Below are 21,274 nucleotides of genomic sequence, written 5' to 3'. Positions count from 1 at the left end.
TTACAAGTCCAGATTATACTGATAGTCATAGTAAGAGATAAAAAGTAAGAGTTTATTGTGAGCACATATAACAAGACCAACCCTTAACCCTAGTTAGAGCACCAAATGTGAAATTAAACTTGTTTCGCCACTATTATGGGTTTAGCTAAAGCATTCCCGAATAAAGTCATCAGATGATCCTAGTTCACGGTATATAACTACCTGTCGATGGTTGTATCCTAAATAGGTTTCTAGCTCCTTACATTGCTCATTAATTTTATCCCCTATATTAACTTCTAGTCCTTTATACCCCTTAATAATAGCTTTTAAGTTATTAATAATTTCACCGCCTTTACCTCTAAACCTTTCCAATAGATCTAGATGCTCATAATGGTTGTTAATTAGATTAAACACATCATCAGTCACATCGTCAGGCTGCTCTAAATAGAACCTTGGCATCCAATTGGCTTCAAATCTTACTTTAAGATAATGTGATTTGGGTAAGTCATCTATAAACAAATTTAAAAATAACTGTGAGCCATTATCATCAACAAATTTATCTGATTTTTTTCTATTACAATCACTACAACATGGAAATAAGTTTTTAGGGTGAACAGAATACTCTGGGAATTCCGTCTGACCTAGTACATGATCCATTGAGTCAACATCATTTATAGTGCAGTTTTGACAAGTACTAAAAATATGCTCTCTATGATGAGGGTGTGTAGTAAGTGTATTTTTTAAGGCTTGAATTCTTTTATTTCTATAATTATATAAAGACTTTAAATTAACTTTATCATTCTCACTGTATGGCATGCTCTGCATTAAAGCTAAAGAGTCCATATCAAATGCATTATCGTAATTTTCAAAGTATTGTGTTTGAGTATCAGAGATGGCTGCTAATTCTTTCTTAATATCAGGTTTCATTTTTGTCTTATTTTTAGACTTAACAATATCCTGGTAAAAAGAAAAGGTATCTTCTCCATAAGCTCTAATTTTTAGCATTATTTTCAACCAAAACCTGAAGGTACAATCGTACGTTTAAACTTAGCGGTAAATTATCTTCTTTTAATATTTCCAGTACCTTATCGTATGTTTTATAGCGCTTTACTAGCTTTTTCATCGTTGTCTCATAAAACTTAGGGATTGATCTATTACCAAAAACTTCTTCCGTAATTACTGATAGGTTTTCCCCAAATGATTCAACACCAATTTTATTGATCGAAGGAACATTTTCTTCCCTCGAGAAAATTAAAACGTCTCGAGAAAACATCTCTTGGATAATAATTGGTGAGTGTGTGGCAATAACACAATAAGATTCAAATTCATTAATAAGCTCTGCTATACCGTTCATAAGTTGACTAATAGCATTTGGGTGAAGATGGGTTTCAGGCTCATCAAATAACAATAAGCTATCAAGTCTAATATTTGCGACAATTTCAGATACTACATAAAGAACAATCGATTGGCCTGAGCTTAGTGATTCTCTAGCCTTACTAAAACCGTGCTTATCAAAGTAAAGTTTTTCACCATCTTCGGGGTCTATTTTAATAAATAGATCTATTAATTCAGCATCTAAGAAGTTAGAAATAACTTTTTTCCACTTTTCTAATCGGCCAAGTTTGGCTATCTTCTTCCACGTGTTTTGAAATTTTTGCAGCTGCCCTTGCTTACTCCTGACATCTCCTTTCTCATCTCTTAAACCACAATAAATGTAACTAAAATTTGATGTGTTTTTGGGTAATTCAAAATTATCGAACGTGCTATAAGAAACAGCAATAATCTTGCTATAGACCGGCTTTTGGGGGCTTAAAAATTTGCTTTTTTCCTTTGCTATTTCTAAAGGCAAAGTGGTGAGTAATTGTGTTTTCCCTGCACCATTTTTACCTATCAAGGCAATCATTCTTTTAGGTAACAGATTGTCTGTCGAAAAGTGAAAAGGAACATCAATAGATGAATCGGCATATTTAGGACGAAATTTATATGTAAAGGAATATAAGTTATTTAAATCTGCTTCATAAACCATTGGCTTTGCGATTCTATGCATCCTTTCAGCCTCGTCATCTCTGATTAAAGATTTTTTAAACACATTTGAGTTTTCAAACTCCTCTGAAATTTCAGTAAAAAAAGCCGCATCCTTTAATGAGTAAAGCACTGACGAAATTGCTTTCCCAAACATTTTATATAAGTTCTTATAATAATCTTCATCCTGTCCGAGTGACACGAATTGTTCATCTAAAGAAAGGAACTCAGACGGTAGAGCCTGTATTGTATAGTTATTTTTATTACTGGCTATTTTAACAAACCCCAAATCTACTTTTTCGTTGTTATTAAAAAAAACCAATTCAAACGAAGTTTCATGTGAATAGTCATTCCAGTTATCTGCTATTAGAAGAAAATATTTACTTGGTTTTTCTTTATCAACTTCTAAATTATTAACGTAACGACTTATCGGCATACTTGGATATGAAATCACATAAAAAGGAATCTTATTTACTGGGACATCACTTGGTCTGTCTAGAGTATCTTTATTCATTAACTCGAGCACAGGGTAATCACTTTCATAACTTATAGTAGCAAGGGTTAGATCTTCACTTTCTAAAATACCGTTAATTTTCTCAATAAAATAATATGTCTGCTCGGGAGAGGTTTGATATTTTGGCAGTAAAAAAACTTCTAAGAATTTTATAAACTGAGTTTCGTCATCAAGAAGCTTTAAGCGTTGCTCAAATAATTCATGATAGTCCCAATCATCATTATTGATTGTATGCTGAATTATGTCACCCTCAGCATTTTTAAATCTGCTGTCCTCAGACGGCATAGACTTCAGGTCCCATATCTCATTTAAGAATGGAATAAACCCTTCATCCCTGTTATTAGCAAAATCAAAAGACCCTTCTTTAGCAATAATTAAACCTAGTATTATTTTTCTAATTGATGAATTCATTACCTAGCTTATCCCTTAAACTTAAGATAGTTATAACCATAACAAGTTATATTCCTTGGCTTACTTTAAAATTCTACGCTTACTCAAATATTTCTTTGTAAACTTCATCGCGGCTGATTGGCGGGCATTTAAATTTAGCGAGTATTAAAATCAGCTTAAATTAGAATATACTATTCTGATTCTAATAGTTGAATAAGCTTACGCTTGCCTTCTTCGTCAAGCTTTTCGATTAAACAGGCAAGGGTTGCGCTTTCTTCTGATTCACAAAAAAAATAATTTACGGGAACATTTAGCTCGGTTGCTAGCTTTTTTAAAGTAGCTAAGTCGGGCATGTGGCGACCCGTTTCGTAATGGTTCATTCTGCCACTGGCTGAACTTGGATCCATCCCCATTTTAATACCTAACTCTTTTTGGCTTATTTTCATTCGCTTTCGAGCCTCTTTAAGACGCTCTGTAAAAAAGGATTTAACCTGCACCGTTGCTTCATCTTGGTAACTCTCACATTTAAATGATTGTCTAGTTTTTACATGAGCATGTATACTTAGGAATCCTAAGTTTATGGTGAGTGGTAAGGTTTAGCAATGAGTAAAAAAGCGAATATGAATGTATTTTTACATTTTCTTTTGGTAATCAAACAGATGAATAATTTCACTGTGACGCAAGCCAAAGAGGCTTTATTGCGTGAACAATCTGAGTTTACTGATCCAGTAGAAACCCGAAAGTTTATATATCGTCAATTAACTCGTAATGTTGCAAAAGGGCTTTTAAAACGAACCAATAAATTACGCAAAGGAGTTAAGGAAGTTATTTATTCAAAAACGGAGTTATTTTTAAATTTAGAAATTTTACCAAGTTCAAGAGGAACCAAAGCAAAACAAATAACTACTGAAAATATTGGCGCTCCTGATATTTCGACCGAAACAGTTAAAGTTATTGAGTACCAAGAAGAGCTTAAAAAAGATTTATTAACATATGAAATTGATTTGAGTACTTTGCTTGAAGAAGCTAAAGAGTACAGGCGCCTAACTGCACGTTACCCTAAACTACATAAAAAACTGCAACAGCATCACTCACAGGCTAAGGAAAAATCGATAAAATTACTTGGCAAAATAAATGCTTTGCAGACTTTACTGGGTAATGAAAAAACTGAAAAGCAGCTATGTTGAGGGCTTGGCAAACAGCCTGCTTATCGGCAGTTAAAAAGCATTATTCCCAAAGCTATAAGCACTTTTTTTGTTTGGCTACACCTGGGGCCGGTAAGACTGTGTTGGCAGCAGAAGTAACCGCTTATTTATTTGATACTAAGCAAATAGACTTTGTGATTTGTTTTTCACCTTCTAGTGAGGTTGCAAATGGCATAAGAAAGACGTTGGCTAAACGATTAAATTGTAATTTTGACGGTGTTATTGGCTCAGTTGGTTGCTCGTATACTTATCAAAATATGCGTTTTTTTAATGACGACTACTGGAAGCTATTAAAGAACAACCGCGTGTTTGTGGTGTTTGATGAGATTCATCACTGTGCTGGTTCAAGCATCGAGGATGCCAATGTATGGGGGCAAGATATTGTTAAAAACATTCAACAGCACGCTGCTTTCACATTAGCGTTGACAGGCACACCTTGGCGCTCTGACCTTCTCCCTATTGCGCTGGCGACTTATAGCGATCCTGACAATAGAATTCAGTGTAATTACACTTACTCTCTGCAACAGGCCGTAACTGATGGAGTTTGTCGCAATCCTAAAATTGTTTTAATTGATAATGAAGAGATTTCAGTAACAACCACGAAACAGGAAACTAAAACCTATAATTCATTAAAGTCTTTGCTAAAAGATCCATCGATTTCCTACCAAGATCTAATTAAGCACGAAGCTGTAATCAATTACATTGTTGCTCAAGGGGTAAGTAAACTTGCCACTATTAGGCAGCAGAATAGCAATGCCGCAGGGTTAATTGTTGCCTCTTCTGTTGAGCATGCAGAGCAGATAGTGATGGTTCTTACAGAGATTTTCCATCAATCAGCAACCATAGTTACTTACAAAGAAAGTGATGCTGGCGATAGAATCAATCATTTTCGCTTTAGCTACACACAATGGATTGTAAGCGTTGGAATGGTGTCGGAAGGCACTGACATACCAAGGCTACAGATATGCTGCCATTTAAGCAGAGTTAAAACCGAGCTTTATTTTAGGCAGGTGCTTGGCCGTATATTAAGAGTAAACAGCTCACCAAACCAAGAAGCTTGGTTATTCACCCTCGCCGAAGAAACACTAACCACCTTTGCAAATAGAATCGACCAAGAGCTACCTGACACATGCGTACTAATAAGAAATAACGCTATAGCAAATGAGTATTTTGGAACCGAGACTCATAAAAAGGCAGGCTCCACTAGACCCGCTACTCAGCCGACTGATAAAATTGATGATTTACTATTTTCATGGTGTTCAAACGAATCAAGTCAGCTGAGTACTGAGCCCAAAGAATTAAGTTTTTTACAAGCCTTTGGCGGATTTAGAGAGCAAGTGATAGAGACGTTTTTAATAAAGTAATTTGAAGTAATCAACATCAGTTCAGAGAGTTTTAATTATTAGGCTTAGGTTTCATCTGGCAGGCTGCTATGAGCGAAAAGCGGACTGTCAAAAATTATGATGTATGAAGTCAAGATTTGACCCCTTAGGTCATGATGTATGAAGTCAAGATTTGACCCCTTAGGTCTCCCTTGACCCCTTAGGTCTCCCTTAGGTCTCCAAGTTAAGTTATTCTAAATTACTGAAAAACTTTACAGATAAGTATAAAATCTGCAACTAATGATATATTTTCATTAGGATATACCTTTAAAAGATTAGTGCCAGTGTGGTGGAATTGGTAAACACGCTAGATTCAAAATCCTTTGCACGGACTGCATAAATTTTGAAGTTATAGAAGAAGAAATGCCAGCGTGATGAGATTGGTATGCATGGGGATTCAAAATCCACTGTCGAAAAACGCGTCGGTTCGAGTCCGACCGCTGGTACCATTCTTCCCTTGTTCTCAAAGGGCTATAACAGAAATTACCGACAATAGAAGTCGGTTTTTTTGTGCCTGAAATATAGTAATTCAGCTAATTTAAATCATCACATTACGACATAAATCAATTTATTATGCCCCTAAATAATCAGTAATAAAAAACCAATATATGGTCCCCGGTCCATACCCGGTCTTTTGTCTGTGCGTATTATGTGCGTCGATGCATCAAATTACATCCAAATAAAGAGTACCCGAACTAACAGGTTTAGCAATAACTGCTTCCAGTCAATCAAATTGGATATTCCTGAACTCCGGTACTTCTTAGCTTGGTTTAAGTGCTTTTACTGTCTTCTTCCTGAAATTTAATCTTTTAACAGGTATGTTAAATCCAAAATATCATGGCTTACATAAAATATGAGCTTGAACACCGAATTCTTTACAAGAACTAATGAAGGTATTAATTAGCCAGATAAGTTGAACATAATGTGGCTTACATTTTTGCCCGTTAGCTACCTTATTTAGTTCTATTGCCAACTTACTCTTTTTAAGAAATGGAGTGGCTAATATGATTTTTTTAATCGAATTTGGATTTTGAAATACTATGTCTAAAGATTGCTCAATGTCATTCCAGCTTTGTGCGCCTGTTACTCGTGCTATGTTGGTACTCTCATAATTTTTGTGCCATTCACTGTCATATTTTTTCTTAAATAGACTTTTATCTGCTTGTGTCCTGCCAATATTTTTTAGTGCTTGAGCCACAACATCATGAAAGGCACTAGCTCCGTATGTATCTTTTTTCGCAAATTTAGAATGTATGAATGATATCGATGGTAAATTGCTGCTGTGATCTATAGCGATGTGGTCTGCCCATTCATCATTCATATCATCACAAATTACTATATCGTGAGGTTGGCAATACAGGTCTTCTACAGCTCTAAATAATGATGTGCTTGGAAACCTTGTAATATTTGGGGTATGTGGTTTCTCTTTTTCAGAGATCACTTGGTCAAAATTATAAGTATCATCGAAGATGTTTAAGATAGAGGGTATGTTGTTAAGTAGCCCTTTGTCTTCAAAGCAGGATCTGGAATAGTAAGAATAGTTTGGGCAATCGAAAACAGCAGAAAATGGCTTATTCTTATTTAAGTAAGATCCAAGTGTATAAGGTGAAATACCATTTTCTTTAACTGTAATACTGTTTAGAATCTTGTTACTAACGGTTATTAATGTCTTTGTAAAAGTGATTTTTCCAGCAAGTGGAACACCTCGTAATTTTATAATATTTCCGTCAACTTCTATTGGCATCTTGAATTGATTAAACAAACGGTCAAGTTTAACTTTATTTAACTGCCCTCCGCCTGATCTTTCTAAAGTAGCATGTCCCTTGGAAACCATTTCTTCGATTTCACTTAAGTCAAAAAGAATAGCGACAACTTTGTTCCCAGCCTTAATAATATCCTCTAAACAAATTGGTGAGGCAAAATTGTTTAAGAATTCACTACTACTATTTGTTGTAACCTTTATTTCTTCTTTAATTTCTATAATCCAATCTGCTAGTTTATCAAATCCAGATTTTTTATCGCGATGGCTAACCCTAGATGTATTTGGGGTTAAAGTATAAACATCTTGACCTATTTTTAACCTAAAGTTGCTAGGTATTGATCTACTTGAAGAGTTTGATGACAAAATACCATTCAAGCTTTTTGCTTCTAAAGACCGAGATCTTATAACTGCATTTGAAATACTCATGTTTTTCATTGTAACTCTTTCATATTCAGGATTTTTATTTCCATGGAAATGGCAGAATTTATCGTAGTCAAAATCGTTAATGAATTTTTCGAAATATTTCTCTGGCGAGTCAACGTACTTTTTGAGTATTGCTAATGTGTCACCACACTCAATTAGCAGTAAATAGGCATACTTCTGTTCTTTAATCGTGGAGTTTTCAATGAATGAGGGTTCAACTTCAACTTTATACGCCACAAAGGAATAGGTGACTTGTTTGTTGGTATTAGTCGAGTAATTTACTCTAACTTCTTTAAGTAAATAGTTTCCAATTTTATCTTTAGATACGTCTTTTAGAGTGTCATCTACCACTTTGATGGTTAGTGGTTTAACCAAAACATAAAATTGAGCATTTTTACTGACACTTAGATCATCAATGATCATGATAGCTTCCCTTGAATTATTTTTATTGTGTATAACTTTTATACCATATTACTCGTTTCTCTTTAGATTTTAAACACATATCAAAACCTTGTTATTTAATTATTATCGAGGTTTTGATATGCAAAAAAAATTTAGATTCACCAATGCAAACATTAAGGCATTACCAACTAACCCATCTGAAGCAAGATCAACAGAACTTGAAGTATCAGATAATGAGGTATTGGCTTAAAGTGTTTGTCCGGTAAGAAAATTGGTAGTAAACGGTTCCTTTTTCGTTATACCTACCAAGGTAGAAAATGCAGTATAACTATAGGGAGGTTTCCTAATATTGATGTTTTGGCTGCTCGAAAATTGTGCGGTAAAGAGGAAGCAAATGTGAAGCAAATGGGGTCAAATCTCGACTTCACACATTAAGAATCTTCAATGTCTGCTCATGGCACTTTGAGGAAGTTCGGCTTGGGAGCTATGAGCGGACGCTGGTAAAGTTTAACCTAATGATGAATAGCGTATAATTAATCGCTGTTTTGCTGTGTTATAAACTCCAGAATGGTGTTCAATAAGCTGTTAGCTTTAAGAGGAAGTTATGGAAGACAACCGTATTTTGGTATATCTAGATCACAACGTATTAGACTTGATGACTAAAGGCGACTCTCATCGGGTTATAGAGTTACTTAAAAACAATGGCTTCACTCCAGTCTATTCAGACGAGACTCTAAAGGAAGTTCAGCGGTCATTAGGTCATGAAAGTAATTTTCTTGAACTACTAGAAGAGATCGAGGCAAAGTATATAGAGCCAATTCTTGATCAAAACTTCAAACAAACTGGTCAGGCAAATATTCATTCAGTTCTCCCCAATGATATTTATAAGCGCTTTTTAGCCAATCAATTGGAAAACTCTGATGGCGATTTTGGCATGTCTGAGATGCTCATGAAATTTTATGGGGGGCAACCGGATAGATCTTTCGAGGAAATCTTCCAGCAAGGCGCTGCTAATTTACAAAAGTACATAAAGGAAGCATTTGAAGGAATTGACGAAGTTTCGTCGGATGACACCATAGATATAGAAGGCATCAAAAAGCTTATTCAGGATTTGCCTGCATTAATGAGCAGTCAAACTTCGAGAGTAGCAAAGGAACTTGATGAAAGAGATGGATCCCCAATTTCAGAGTTCCAGGCCAAAACGGGAATCAGACCAGTTATATTAAAAAATGTAAAGCCGCCAAACGTGGTGGAAAAAATATGGCAGATGTTATCAGACACTGAAGGATTCTCAGAAATAGATATAGGAACATTCTTCGGGGTAAAGCCACATAGCTTTGAAGCCGATTCGGATAGAGAGCGGACGATTCAAGAGAAGGTCAACGCAGTCTATCATCAGTTGAATTTTCTCGGATACTATCGTGATTCTAAAATGAAAAAAGATAGAAGATTTCGGGCATCTTTTAGTGATATGACCCATGCAGGTGTTGCTTCATTTTGTCATTTGTTTTTGTGTAGAGACGAAGATTTGGTAATGAAGGCTGCTGCGGCTTATGAATTCTTAGGCGTAAATACTAGAATATTGCACTACAAATCTAATAAGCAAATATAGCCGTTCACTGATGCGTCGGCTGATTAGGGCGTTACCAATGGCCGCAATTGACACTTAGCAGAACTTCGCCAAAGAGCTACAAGCAAACATTGAGTTATTGGTTTTAATAATTAGCTTTTAACTAAATTTAAATAAACTTTAAAGCTGGTAGTTTGATTATTTGAACTGACCTCTATATCTCCACCGTTTGCTTGCGCTAGAGCTTTAACTATTGCAAGCCCTAAACCTGCTCCGTCGCTGTGTCGTTGCCGCGACTTATCAGGTCGATAAAAGCGGTCAAATAAATAAGGTAAATGCTCAGAAGGTATTCTCTCCCCTGTATTAATCACTGAAATGCATATTTTTTCAGCGGTGGTCATTTCACTGTTTACAGTGATTGATGAGCCTTTTGGGGCGTATCTAATTGCATTGGATAGTAAGTTTGATAATAATTGGCGAAAGTGTAATTTGTCACAATAAAAACAAAGGTTTTGACCTTTTTTATTAAATGCAATCAATGAGTCTTCAGCCAAAGCGTCAAAATACTCAAATAACACTTCAATTTCATCATGGCTTTTTAGAGTGTTTTGAACGGGTTTAATTAGCCCATTTTGAGTTTTTGCGAGCCAAAGCATATCACTAACCATTTTAGTTAATCGCTCAAGTTCTTCTAAGTTAGAAAACAATAATTCTTGATACTCTTCCAACTGCCTTTTTTTAGATAATCCAACCTGTGTTTGAGTAATTATATTTGTTAGTGGAGTTCGTAGTTCATGAGCAATATCACTAGAAAAATTTGATAAGCGAATAAATTCACCCTGGAGCCTGTCGAGCATTGAGTTAAACGACTGCACCATATTAACAAGCTCAATAGGCACTTTATTTTCATCGAGCCTTACATCCATTTTATTAGTTTGGATATCGTGTATTTTCTGACTTAAACCTCGTAAAGGGTTTAATCCTTGATGTATAGCAAACCAAGCCACCAATAAAATGAGTACCGCTGAGCCAAACATAATGGCCCAAAGGCTTTGTTGAAATTGATTGAGAAAGTGTAAATGAAAGCTCATGTCTATCGCTGTAGTAATTTTGTATTGCTGTTGCTCAGTACTTAAATTACTCACCAGAGCTCGGTAGGTGTGGGTATCATTTTGCCATGAGGTAATGTTGTTACGGTTAAAGCCAGTTGAAGCCTTAGCACTCATTACAAAATCACTAAAATCTCGTTCAGAGCTTTGAAAAATGAGATCTCCTTTTGCGGTATTTACCTGATAGTAAACACCGTGATGACCCGCTACAGCGTTAGATAATTCATTTTTAAGTTTCAGGTTTGATTTATAGTGTTGTGTTAAAACTAATTCAATAGATTGATTAATAACATGCAGTTCACTACTATCTTGCTGGAAAAAATGATGTTTTATCGAACTATTTATTAAGGTGGCAACTAAAGTTAAGCACGCAATAACGGTTACAGCCACAAACAACACAACACGCATCGTAAGTGATAAAGGCCGTGACTTAATAGCCATCAGTTTCAACCTCTAATTTATAGCCCATACCACGAACTGTATGAATTAATTTAACAGTAAAGTCATCATCAACTTTTGCTCTTAGCCTACGAATGGCAACATCAATCACATTGGTGTCGCTATCAAAATTCATATCCCATACTTGAGAAGCAATTAACGAACGTGGCAGTACTTCACCTTCGCGCCGTAACAATAGTTCAAGTAAGCTAAACTCTTTATTACTCAATAAAATACGCTTGCCTGCACGTTGTATTTTTCGCTTTGGAATATCCATTTCTAAATCAGCAACTATCAGTATATCGTCAACTGTTTGTACTGCACCACGGCGAATAAGAGTGCGTACTCTTGCTAAAACTTCAGCAAAAGCAAAAGGCTTTATTAAATAGTCATCAGCACCAAGTTCGAGCCCCTTTACTCTATCGTCTATGCTATCGCGAGCAGATAAAAATAGTACTGGGGTTTTGTTATCTGCTTCACGTAGCGACTGTAAAATTTTCCAACCGGATACGTCAGGTAACATGACATCAAGTATTATTACATCAAATAATTCGGTCATTACTAGGTGATGACCGTCAAGACCATTGCGCGCCAAAGAAACCTGAAAACCAGCTTCACTTAGTCCCTGTTTTAAATAATCTCCCGTTTTTGCTTCATCTTCAACAACTAATAAGCGCATACAATTCCTTCATTAAAGTCCTAACAACTACCTCTGCAAATATTATGCAGTATCTGTCACTACAGCAACATGACACCAAGATTACAACTTTGTAATGTTCGCGTCATGTTGAAGACAGGTCTATTTTCTATACTCAATACATATTCTGCTATGAAGGAGTAAGGAAATGGGGTTTAAAAAGTCATCACAACAGGTTAGCACACCACGAAGACGATTTGTTCAAGGCTTAATTGCAGGAGGTGTACTTGCTGCTTTTCCGAGTGTATTACATGCTGCATCATCTTTAGTAGCAGGAACAATAACAGGCACTGTACCCGAACTTAGCGGCGAAGTAATTGATCTGGTTATAGATGAATCGCCGGTTAACTTTACTGGCGTAGTACGTATGGCGACAACTATCAATGGATCTATACCCGCTCCTACCTTGCGCCTCAAAGAAGGCGATGACGTTACTATTAGAGTAACAAATAAGTTATCAGTACCGAGTTCAATTCATTGGCATGGCATTATTTTACCGTATCAAATGGATGGCGTACCAGGTATCAGCTTTAAAGGCATTATGCCGGGCGAAACCTTTGTTTATAAATTTAAACTGCAACAAAGCGGTACATATTGGTATCACTCACATAGTGGCTTTCAAGAAATGACTGGCATGTACGGTGCATTAATTATTGAACCGCGAGAAAACGATATTATTAGTGCAGATAACGAGCATGTTATTCAATTATCTGATTGGACTGATGATGACCCAATGGCGCTGTTCCGTAAATTAAAAGTACAGAGTGATGTATTTAACTTCAATCAACCCACTGTCCCAGAGTTTTTCGATGACGTTTCAAGCAGCAGTATTTCAAATGCTCTACAGCGCCGAAAAATGTGGAATCAGATGCGAATGAATCCTACAGATTTAGCTGATTTATCTGCATCAGCAATGACTTTTTTAATGAACGGTAGTACTCCAATGGCAAACTGGCGTGGATTATTTAAAGTCGGTGAAAAGCTTAGGTTAAGGTTTATTAATGGCTCTAGTAATAGCTTTTTTGACGTGCGTATCCCCGAGTTAAAACTAACGGTTGTACAAGCAGATGGGCAAAACGTTGAACCAGTGACAGTTGATGAATTTAGATTCGGCCCTGGTGAAACCTACGACGTAATTGTTGAGCCTAAAAATGATGCCTATACGATTTTTGCTCAAAGTATGGATCGCTCTGGTTACGCAAAAGGAACTTTATCAAGCTCGCCTAATATTGATGCGCCAGTACCTGCACTTGACCCTGTTGAATGGTTAACGATGACCGATATGATGGGCAATATGACCCACGGCGGTGAGCATTCTGCAATGGCTGGTATGGCAGGCATGTCAGGTATGAACTCTAAAGAAATGGATCATAGCGCTATGGGGCACGGTGCAATGGCGATGGATCATAGCAAACATGGTATGTCTGAAAACCCATTGGCGGTTGCCAGCTCTAAAGTGCGTCATGCAAAAACGGAGTATGGAGCTTCAGTTGATATGCGCGTTGATATGCCTAGAACAAATCTTGATGATCCTGGTATTGGTTTACGTAAAAATGGTCGCCGTGTTTTAACACTTGCAGATTTACACTCACTTGAAGGGATCACTAACCAGCAAAAGCCAGAAGCTGAAATTGAGCTGCATTTAACCGGAAACATGGAGCGTTATAGCTGGTCATTTGATGGCTTAGAATTTGGTAAAAGCACGCCAGTGCATATGAAGCATAACCAACGTTTAAGAGTTATTTTACAAAACGATACCATGATGACACACCCTATGCATTTGCATGGTATGTGGAGTGATTTAGAAAACGAGCAAGGTGATGTGCAAGTGCGACGTCATACGATACCTGTTCAACCCGCACAAAGAATCAGCTTTTTAACCACCCCTCACGATGTAGGTCGCTGGGCTTGGCATTGCCATTTATTATTCCATATGGATGCCGGTATGTTTAGAGAGGTAGTCGTATCATGAAACAATTAAAACTATCTAAATCATTAGGTTTATTAATGTTAACAGGGGCTTCATTAATTAGTTTCCCTTTATTAGCGCAAAGTGAAATGGCACAAATGAATAGCGCTAAGATGCAACCACAAGGAGGAAGTGCACCTAAAGATGCAAGAGACCCCCATGCTTACTCTGCGGGAACAACTTTAACAGAAGGCCCATATGCGCTTGAGGGCAATGAGCGATTAACACTCGCTGATGAGCATCCATTTTACGCATTACTAGGCGATCGTCTTGAATATAACGAGCAAGCAAACGCAGGTGTATTTGACTTACAAGCATGGTACGGCACTACCTTTGATCGATTGGTAATTAAAACCGAGGGTGATTTCAGCGAAGGAAGTATTGAAGAAAACCAAACCGATATTTTATGGGGTCACGCCGTATCAGCATATTGGGATACTCAAGCAGGTGTTCGTCTTGATTACAATAAAGAAGGTGAAAATCGGCAATGGTTGGCTTTTGGCTTACAAGGTTTAGCCCCTTATTGGTTTGAACTTGATATGACAGCATACGTAGGTGAGCGAGGCAATACCGCATTTACGTTAGAGGCAGAGTACGAACTATTACTCACGCAAAAGCTAATTATACAACCGCGAGCCGAAATTACACTTTATGGCAAAAACGATAAACAAAACGAACTTGGAAGTGGCCTATCAAGCAGCGCGATTGGCTTTAGGGTTCGTTATGAATTTACACGCCAGTTTGCGCCCTATATTGGCGTTGAATGGAGCAATAAATTTGGCAATACCGCCGACTATGCCACATCAAGTGGACAAAGTAGCAACAACACCGCATTTGTTGCGGGTATTAAATTTTGGTTTTAATCATTTTAAATAAGAGGTAATTATGAAGTTTTTTAATTCTGCAGTAGCGATTTTAGGTTTAGTACTTACATTTTCCGCATCAGCGCATATATCACTCAAGCAATCAACACCTGCGCAAGAAGCCATGTTAATGAAAAGCCCAGAGCAACTTTCGTTAACTTTTGGTGGTGAAGTAAGGCTAGCAAAAGTCATCATCAAAGATGAAAAAAATAAATCAATAAACTTTGATTTCAAACCAAGCTCTACCCCAAGCACAGACTTTAGTTGGTCATTACCGAGCCTAGCCCAAGGCACTTACACGGTTAAATGGACAGCACTCGGTGGTGATGGACATAAAATGACCGACACGTTTAGATTTATGGTACACAAAAGTGAATCGCACAAGATGATGCAAGAACAATCTAATACCCACAGCAAACATAACCATTAAGTAGCAACATAATGCAATTAAGTGAATGGTCAGTACTCTTACTATTATTAAAACTAGCAAGCTATATCGCAATTGCAGGGCTTGCGGGCACTTTATTAATACGCTTTATGTGTGGCAACAGCAATGTTGCAGGGCATCACTTAATTAGCTTTTATCAGTTATTAAAACGTTGGCAAATTACGTGTGTAGTTACAGGTAGTATTGCTGCACTTTTACAAGTACCAATAGAAGCTGGAGCAATGGCTGAATCAGGCTTTATGGGAATGTTTGACCCCTTTATGCTTGAAATTGTTTGGCAATCAGTCATAGGTGACCAAGCAACGTTTAGAATACCAGCGCTTATTATTGCTCTAATTAGCGCATGTATGTGGAATGTGAAATCAGATGATAACGTAGCAGGTTATAAAAACGGTGCCGTTATACTAATCATGCTTGGGTTTATCGCTTATAGCTTCACTTTTACTGGGCACAGTGCAAATGAAAATGAGTTAGTGAAAAGTATTTTAACCTTTCACCTTATTGCCATTGCGAGCTGGTTAGGGTCATTGTGGCCGCTTTACAAAAGCTGCACTTTACTACCTACCAGTGAAGTAAAGCGGTTAATGCATTACTTTGGTCAACTCGCTATTGTTATTGTATTTGTACTACTTATTTCGGGCTTAACTCTGCTCCTGCAGTACCTAGAGTCATTTTCTGCATTGTTTACATCAAATTATGGGCAACTAATTTTATTAAAGCTGTTACTCGTCAGCGCGATGCTGTTACTAGGTGCATGGCATAAGCTTTTTTTAGTCCCGCAAATCACTCAACAACACCATATAAGTATATTAAAACGCTCGATCACTGTTGAAATAGTAATTGCCCTATTTGTACTTATTACAACAAGTGTATTTACCACACTTGTTGGTCCGCCTATTTAACGATTAATAAAAAAGGAAAATGTATGTTAATTAAATCCTCTAATTTAAAAATTTTATTGCTACTAATTTTTAGCGCTGTTAGTTCTTTTGCTGTGAACGCACACACCCATGAAGAGCACACAAAAAAAGGCTGGGTCTTTGTTAATGTTGATAGCGAAGCTGCAAAGGCAGTTAGCTTATTTCATGCATCCCTAAAACAAGGCGATGCCAAAGTTGCCCGTAAATTACTGGCCGACGATGTCGTCATTTTTGAAGGCGGAATTGTTGAGCGTTCTGCAGATGAATACGCGAACCATCATATGATAGCGGATATGAAATTCTTAAGTGCAGTTGATAGTGAACTGCTAGAGCATCAAGTTCACACAAATGGAGACATAGCTTACTCAATTTCAAGAAGTAAAACTCAAGGAAAGTATAAGGGGAAAGATATTAAGTCTACGGGAATGGAATCAATCACATTAAAAAACACCGATAAAGGTTGGAAAATCACTCATATTCACTGGTCTAATTAAGGAGTTAACAATGCGAGTAATCTACATTACCTCAGCGTTTTTTTTATCATTAACTATGTCATTTTCGGCAATGAGTATCGAAAAACAGCATAAAACATCAATAATCTATGAAAATTCAGAAAAACCTGAAATTGAGCTTACCGTTTATAAAAGTAAAAATTGTGGATGTTGTAATAAGTGGATTGCTCATTTGAGTGAAAACAATATTCAAACAAAAGCAATTAACGTTAATGACATGGGGTCGATTAAATCTCAGTATCAAATAAAACCTAATATGCGCTCATGCCATACAGCCGTGTCAGCCGATGGATTTGTATTTGAAGGTCATGTTCCCGCTAAACATATAAAACAGTTTTTATCTAGGCAACACGCTCCGCACATTACAGGCTTAAGTGTACCAGCCATGCCTATTGGCACTCCCGGAATGGAAATGGAGGGTATATTTCACAAATATAATATTGAACTACTCACTGACAACTCAAATGAAGAAACCTACAGATACATAAGTAAATCCAGCGAGCAATTTTAGCCTAACGGCATAATTCTTAAGTTAATTGTTAAATACCCATTTTACACAACAGGAAACACTGATTTGTGAGCTTAATAGTGTAAAAATTACTCATATGTAAAAACACAATACAAAACTTTTAAGGAGCAATACAATGTCACACTATTCAAAATTTTTTTTAATGATAGCAACATCCACAATAACCATGTTTGTATTGATGTATTTGAACACCTACCAACTTAGTCATGTTTATTTTAGTGAAACTCGTACTTATATGGCGCTTTATATGGGAGCCACAATGGCATTGATAATGCTACTTTTCATGCTCAATATGTATAAAGATAAAAAGAAAAATATAACAGTACTCATTGCTAGTGTTGCCGTATTTGTGGGAAGTTTATTTTTAGTTCGCTCACAAGCGACTGTTGATGATAGCTCATGGATGTCGGCGATGATCCCACATCATTCAATTGCCATACTCACCAGTGACAGGGCAAAAATCAAAGATAAACGCGTTCAAAAGCTAGCTACAAATATAATTGAAGCCCAAGAGCGAGAAATAAAAGAAATGCAATGGCTCCTAAAAGATATAGAGCAAAACGGCATTACACAAACCAATGCTCAAGCACAATTAAGAGCTGTTCCAGATTTCAATTCAAATAAATAAACCGCATAACATAAGGAGTAAAGCATGAGTAAATCAGCCCAGCTTTTTAGAATGGCAACAGATGAGCATATTTGTCCGTTTGGTTTAAAATCAAAAGACCTACTAGAGCGAGAGGGATATACAGTTGATGATCAGCTTTTAACTTCTCGAGAGCAAACAGATGAATTTAAAAAACAACACAGTGTAGAAACTACACCTCAAACATTTATTGATAATAAACGTATAGGTGGCTACGACGATTTACGTGATTACTTTAATAAGCCACAAGCAGCCCAAGAAGGTACAACTTACACGCCCGTGATTGCGATTTTTTCGGTTAGTTTTTTGCTTAGTGTGGCATTTAGTTTTGCATCGGATAATAGCTTATTATCAATGCAGACCGCTGAACTGTTTGTAGCCCTAACAATGGCAGTGTTAGCAATACAAAAGCTTCAAGACTTATTTAGCTTTACTAATTCATTTATAACCTATGATTTAGTCGCTATGAAAGTAGTTAGGTACGCTTATGTTTACCCATTTTTAGAAGCATTTGTTGGCATTGGAATGATAGCCGGATTACCAGCCTATATTATTGCCCCTATTTCATTATTCATAGGTGGGGTTGGTGCTGTTTCAGTGATAAAAGCAGTCTATATAGATAAACGAGAGTTAAAATGTGCGTGTGTAGGCGGTGACAGTAACGTACCACTAGGGATTATCTCCCTAACAGAAAACTTATTTATGATAGCTGCCGGTATTTGGATGTTTGTTAGGTAAATAACAGCTTTAATTTAAAAATATGATGACGAGCTTATTTATAGCACGAACCAGACTCAGTAGTTGAGTCTGGTTCTGCCTGAACTTAAAACCCCATCAATTTGCTCTGGCTTCACTAAGGTATCTTGAAGTTACAACGAGACTAAAGTTTTTTATCAATTGCATGATTTAAAAAAGTACTAGCCCTCTAACTTTATTAAATAGATCTAATCTAAATTTGATTCCAGGATTCTTTTGGCAATAAATTTTTAATCATCCTAGTGTTTAAGAATTTATAAATTTAATTAATAAATTTTGTGAAATTTTTTCTAGTCCGCTTAGAGCGAATAGCGGTCATTGTGATTGGCTAAAAATAGTAAATTAGTCATATTGGTGTTTGCTCACATATACAAGTAAACGTGGTACGAGCAGACATTTGCGCGGCTCGCGTACCGTCAAATTGTTACCCCCACAAACCGATATAATGAGGGAAATATATCAATTACAAGAAAAACGATTTTAATTGGCGAGTTTAGTGTACTCCAGTTTTTTATTGATCTTTAAGCTTAGCACGCTACAAAGCGGTTCGGGGATGAGTGATAGCCAGGTATTGAGGCGCTAGTTATATTAAGTTGTTCGAGGCGGAGGGTGGACTATATTTATTTAGTCAAGACGATTGAGGCATCTACTTAATAATTGGCTATAAAAAAACATCTTATTCTCTTTTATTGACTACAGTTTTAGGTGGCTACAGCGGTGCTAAAAACAAGAGTTATTAAAAAGGCGTTAGCCTGTGAATAAGTTACAAAACTTTAAGCATTAAAGCCACTCTTCAGTTTATACTCCTGTCGGCCTTTCCCCTAGCTACGGCATACCCCAAAAAATCACGACATTTCACTCCTCAGAGTGATTCTAAGCGACTTTGTATGAAAAGTGATGCAATTTACCTGTGCCTATGAAATTTCCTTATCGAGCCTCTAAGCTCCATAAAGAGAAGTTTATCAAGGCACGATTAGCTTTTTTAGCTGGAAGATTGGTGAACGCGTTTTTTAAGGACTATTTTGCACTTAACTCTGTAAAGTCGCGCTCGTTCCTCGCTACGGCTTCGCCTAGTTAAAATTAAAAGCCGCGATATAGTGGGTTAGTTACCCATCCCCCATACATTAACTCTTAATGGGTAATGCTTTTGTAGTTGTTAATGCTTTAAAAGTAATGAAAAAGAAGTTAGAATAATGTTTCTTTTACGTTTATTTAATTATGGAATGATTATGATAAAAAATTTACTTTTAACATCTTTAATTGGGCTAGTTTCTTTCTCAAGTTTAGCCTCGGAAACTCCACTTTACACTGAATGCTCAACATGTTTTTCTTTCGAACAGTTCAAAAATACAGCAAGATTAAAAGCTAAGGTAGATCGCCCTCGCGATGTTTATGTAATGAATCTAGATAAATCAATTATTGAGAAATTCAATGTTTCTAAGACCATTACAGGGTACAGGATATTAAAAGGAGATAATGAACCTGATGGTCGTGGTGGTCATATTCAAGATGTAAGAATACCTATATATAGTTGGACTGTAGATAGCTATGGTGTAGAGCAGGACGTTTTAAATACTTTTCATAATATATCTGATGCAAAAAGTGCTGTTGTTGCAAGCTTAGCTGGAGTAAGCGCAACTATTGTGCCTAAAGAGATTGCAGGTAGCGCTTGGGACTTAGTTGGATTTGGTGCAAAACAATATGAAGTTTCATCTTATTATAATGAACATACAACCCTAGATCAGGATATATCGAACTTTACAATCGCAGCGGCAAAAGTTTCTGGCGTTGCTGAAATTGAAAAAGTCTTTATGCAGGTTGCTTTTGATGACAAAAGCATTGCAATATATTCGTTATTTGGAATTATTGGTGATGAGCTTATATGGGATTTTGAACATGGTAGAGATGTTGACGGAAACAAAGTTGAACCTACACTTCCTGTAACATCACCACGTACATATACCTTTAAAAAAGGTGGTTTATCAACTTTCTCAAATTTTTATGATGCAGCCGTGCGTTCTGGAGCCCAATTTTACAGTACCTCTGCTAAATCACCTTCTTCTGCAGGACGAGTTTCTTGTGTAGGCGGTAAAGCTCCTGGTTCATATATATGTACTTATACAAAATAATTAATTAAAAAATAGAGCCTTGTAAAACAAGGCTTTAAAATACATGAAAGTTCAACTGCTATGTAACACTATTTCTAACATCCATTATGAACCTTATTAAGTTTTCTTTTGTTGCTCTGATACTTTGTTGCTCTGATACTTTGAGCTTTGTTAAATGAAGATATAGTAAACATTAATTAATGCAGGGACAGCTACATGAGATGTAGAAAGAGCATCAGAATAGGTAAGGGTTTAAGGGGCAACCTAGGAAAAAAGGGAATTACTAGTATTTCTGTTGGAGGTAAAGGTTGAATTCGAAGAGAGCTTTTATGTTTCATAGCTCTCTTCGATGAATGAACTTAAGTATTCAGCATTGGTCTTTAACTTATTTATCAAACTGTTTTTTCGACTAAGAGCGTTACCGTGATTTTTTGCCTTCTGTTTTTCGATTTTTCGATTTTCATTTCTCGTTTATAGTGCTGTATTAATTCGTTGTTTTCAGTCAGTGTATTTCCAATTTCATCCGATTTTCTTGGATGCGGGCATTGTCTAGAAGCGTATGGGTCACACATTAAGAATCTTCAATGTCTGCTAGTGGCACATATGCGACTGTCAGACTTGATTGAATCA

20 protein-coding genes are annotated in these 21,274 nt (G+C 36.6%); 14 read left to right on the top strand and 6 right to left on the bottom strand.

From position 1 onward, the window contains the following. Nucleotides 1-141 precede the first annotated feature (141 nt). From PARC_RS02290 to PARC_RS02280, 3 genes are all read right to left on the bottom strand, one after another. Complete coding sequence (locus tag PARC_RS02290; RefSeq protein WP_010554106.1) at nt 142-984, bottom strand: hypothetical protein; 843 nt, start codon at nt 982-984, stop codon at nt 142-144. After that, nucleotides 971-2,926: an AbiJ-related protein gene (locus tag PARC_RS02285; RefSeq protein WP_010554105.1), complete on the bottom strand. Its 1,956-nt coding sequence runs from the start codon at nt 2,924-2,926 to the stop codon at nt 971-973. Before PARC_RS02285 ends, PARC_RS02290 begins: the two co-directional genes overlap by 14 nt. 170 nt (nt 2,927-3,096) lie before the next feature. After that, nucleotides 3,097-3,351, bottom strand: a complete 255-nt coding sequence (locus PARC_RS02280; protein WP_010554104.1) for a helix-turn-helix domain-containing protein — start codon at nt 3,349-3,351, stop codon at nt 3,097-3,099. Nucleotides 3,352-3,507: 156 nt separating this feature from the next. On the opposite strand from PARC_RS02280, the gene PARC_RS02275 reads away from it, so the two are divergent. After that, nucleotides 3,508-4,092, top strand: a complete 585-nt coding sequence (locus PARC_RS02275) for a VspR family transcription factor (protein ID WP_010554103.1) — start codon at nt 3,508-3,510, stop codon at nt 4,090-4,092. Then, entirely contained in the window at nt 4,086-5,474 is a 1,389-nt protein-coding gene (locus tag PARC_RS02270; protein ID WP_010554102.1) for a DEAD/DEAH box helicase, read from the top strand. The genes PARC_RS02275 and PARC_RS02270 overlap by 7 nt, the downstream gene beginning before the upstream one ends. 853 nt (nt 5,475-6,327) lie before the next feature. On the opposite strand, the gene PARC_RS02260 is transcribed toward PARC_RS02270, so the two are convergent. Further along, nucleotides 6,328-8,100, bottom strand: coding sequence for a hypothetical protein (locus tag PARC_RS02260; RefSeq protein WP_010554101.1), 1,773 nt, complete (start codon nt 8,098-8,100; stop codon nt 6,328-6,330). Between the two features lie 234 nt (nt 8,101-8,334). Between PARC_RS02260 and PARC_RS21960 the strand changes: the two genes are divergently transcribed. Together PARC_RS21960 and PARC_RS02250 are read left to right on the top strand one after the other, a co-directional pair. Beyond that, nucleotides 8,335-8,514 (top strand): Arm DNA-binding domain-containing protein, encoded by a 180-nt coding sequence (locus PARC_RS21960; protein WP_337589867.1) that lies wholly within the window; start codon nt 8,335-8,337, stop codon nt 8,512-8,514. A 169-nt stretch (nt 8,515-8,683) separates the two neighbouring features. Then, entirely contained in the window at nt 8,684-9,691 is a 1,008-nt protein-coding gene (locus PARC_RS02250; RefSeq protein ID WP_010554099.1) for a hypothetical protein, read from the top strand. A 110-nt stretch (nt 9,692-9,801) separates the two neighbouring features. On the opposite strand, the gene PARC_RS02245 is transcribed toward PARC_RS02250, so the two are convergent. Together PARC_RS02245 and PARC_RS02240 are read right to left on the bottom strand one after the other, a co-directional pair. Then, nucleotides 9,802-11,199, bottom strand: coding sequence for a heavy metal sensor histidine kinase (locus PARC_RS02245; RefSeq protein ID WP_010554098.1), 1,398 nt, complete (start codon nt 11,197-11,199; stop codon nt 9,802-9,804). Beyond that, nucleotides 11,189-11,875 carry a heavy metal response regulator transcription factor gene (locus PARC_RS02240; protein ID WP_010554097.1) on the bottom strand — a complete coding sequence of 229 codons (687 nt, stop codon included), beginning with the start codon at nt 11,873-11,875 and terminating at the stop codon, nt 11,189-11,191. Before PARC_RS02240 ends, PARC_RS02245 begins: the two co-directional genes overlap by 11 nt. Nucleotides 11,876-12,041: 166 nt before the next feature. Between PARC_RS02240 and PARC_RS02235 the strand changes: the two genes are divergently transcribed. The 10 genes from PARC_RS02235 to PARC_RS02190 all read left to right on the top strand — a co-directional run bounded on the left by PARC_RS02235 (nt 12,042) and on the right by PARC_RS02190 (nt 20,956). Then, nucleotides 12,042-13,865 (top strand): copper resistance system multicopper oxidase, encoded by a 1,824-nt coding sequence (locus tag PARC_RS02235; RefSeq protein WP_010554096.1) that lies wholly within the window; start codon nt 12,042-12,044, stop codon nt 13,863-13,865. Further along, nucleotides 13,862-14,725, top strand: coding sequence for a copper resistance protein B (locus PARC_RS02230; protein ID WP_010554095.1), 864 nt, complete (start codon nt 13,862-13,864; stop codon nt 14,723-14,725). The genes PARC_RS02235 and PARC_RS02230 overlap by 4 nt, the downstream gene beginning before the upstream one ends. A gap of 22 nt (nt 14,726-14,747) precedes the next feature. Beyond that, nucleotides 14,748-15,155 carry a copper resistance CopC family protein gene (locus PARC_RS02225; protein ID WP_010554094.1) on the top strand — a complete coding sequence of 136 codons (408 nt, stop codon included), beginning with the start codon at nt 14,748-14,750 and terminating at the stop codon, nt 15,153-15,155. 11 nt (nt 15,156-15,166) lie between these two features. Beyond that, nucleotides 15,167-16,075: a CopD family protein gene (locus PARC_RS02220; protein WP_010554093.1), complete on the top strand. Its 909-nt coding sequence runs from the start codon at nt 15,167-15,169 to the stop codon at nt 16,073-16,075. Nucleotides 16,076-16,098: 23 nt separating this feature from the next. After that, a complete protein-coding gene (locus tag PARC_RS02215) occupies nt 16,099-16,587 on the top strand; it encodes a YybH family protein (RefSeq protein WP_010554092.1) in 489 nt (162 codons plus the stop codon). 10 nt (nt 16,588-16,597) lie between these two features. Next, nucleotides 16,598-17,116, top strand: coding sequence for a DUF411 domain-containing protein (locus PARC_RS02210; protein ID WP_010554091.1), 519 nt, complete (start codon nt 16,598-16,600; stop codon nt 17,114-17,116). A 133-nt stretch (nt 17,117-17,249) separates the two neighbouring features. Beyond that, nucleotides 17,250-17,762: a DUF305 domain-containing protein gene (locus PARC_RS02205; protein WP_010554090.1), complete on the top strand. Its 513-nt coding sequence runs from the start codon at nt 17,250-17,252 to the stop codon at nt 17,760-17,762. 24 nt (nt 17,763-17,786) lie between these two features. Then, complete coding sequence (locus tag PARC_RS02200) at nt 17,787-18,518, top strand: MauE/DoxX family redox-associated membrane protein (protein ID WP_010554089.1); 732 nt, start codon at nt 17,787-17,789, stop codon at nt 18,516-18,518. A gap of 1,247 nt (nt 18,519-19,765) precedes the next feature. Beyond that, complete coding sequence (locus PARC_RS02195; protein WP_033012867.1) at nt 19,766-20,665, top strand: hypothetical protein; 900 nt, start codon at nt 19,766-19,768, stop codon at nt 20,663-20,665. A 195-nt stretch (nt 20,666-20,860) separates the two neighbouring features. Beyond that, nucleotides 20,861-20,956, top strand: coding sequence for a DUF4236 domain-containing protein (locus PARC_RS02190; RefSeq protein ID WP_084201273.1), 96 nt, complete (start codon nt 20,861-20,863; stop codon nt 20,954-20,956). Nucleotides 20,957-21,274: the final 318 nt, after the last annotated feature.

This window comes from Pseudoalteromonas arctica A 37-1-2, assembly GCF_000238395.3.
In the GTDB taxonomy this organism is placed as follows: domain Bacteria; phylum Pseudomonadota; class Gammaproteobacteria; order Enterobacterales; family Alteromonadaceae; genus Pseudoalteromonas; species Pseudoalteromonas arctica.
Note: the sequence above shows the minus strand (reverse complement) of the source record. Positions and strands in the feature narration are given on the sequence as shown.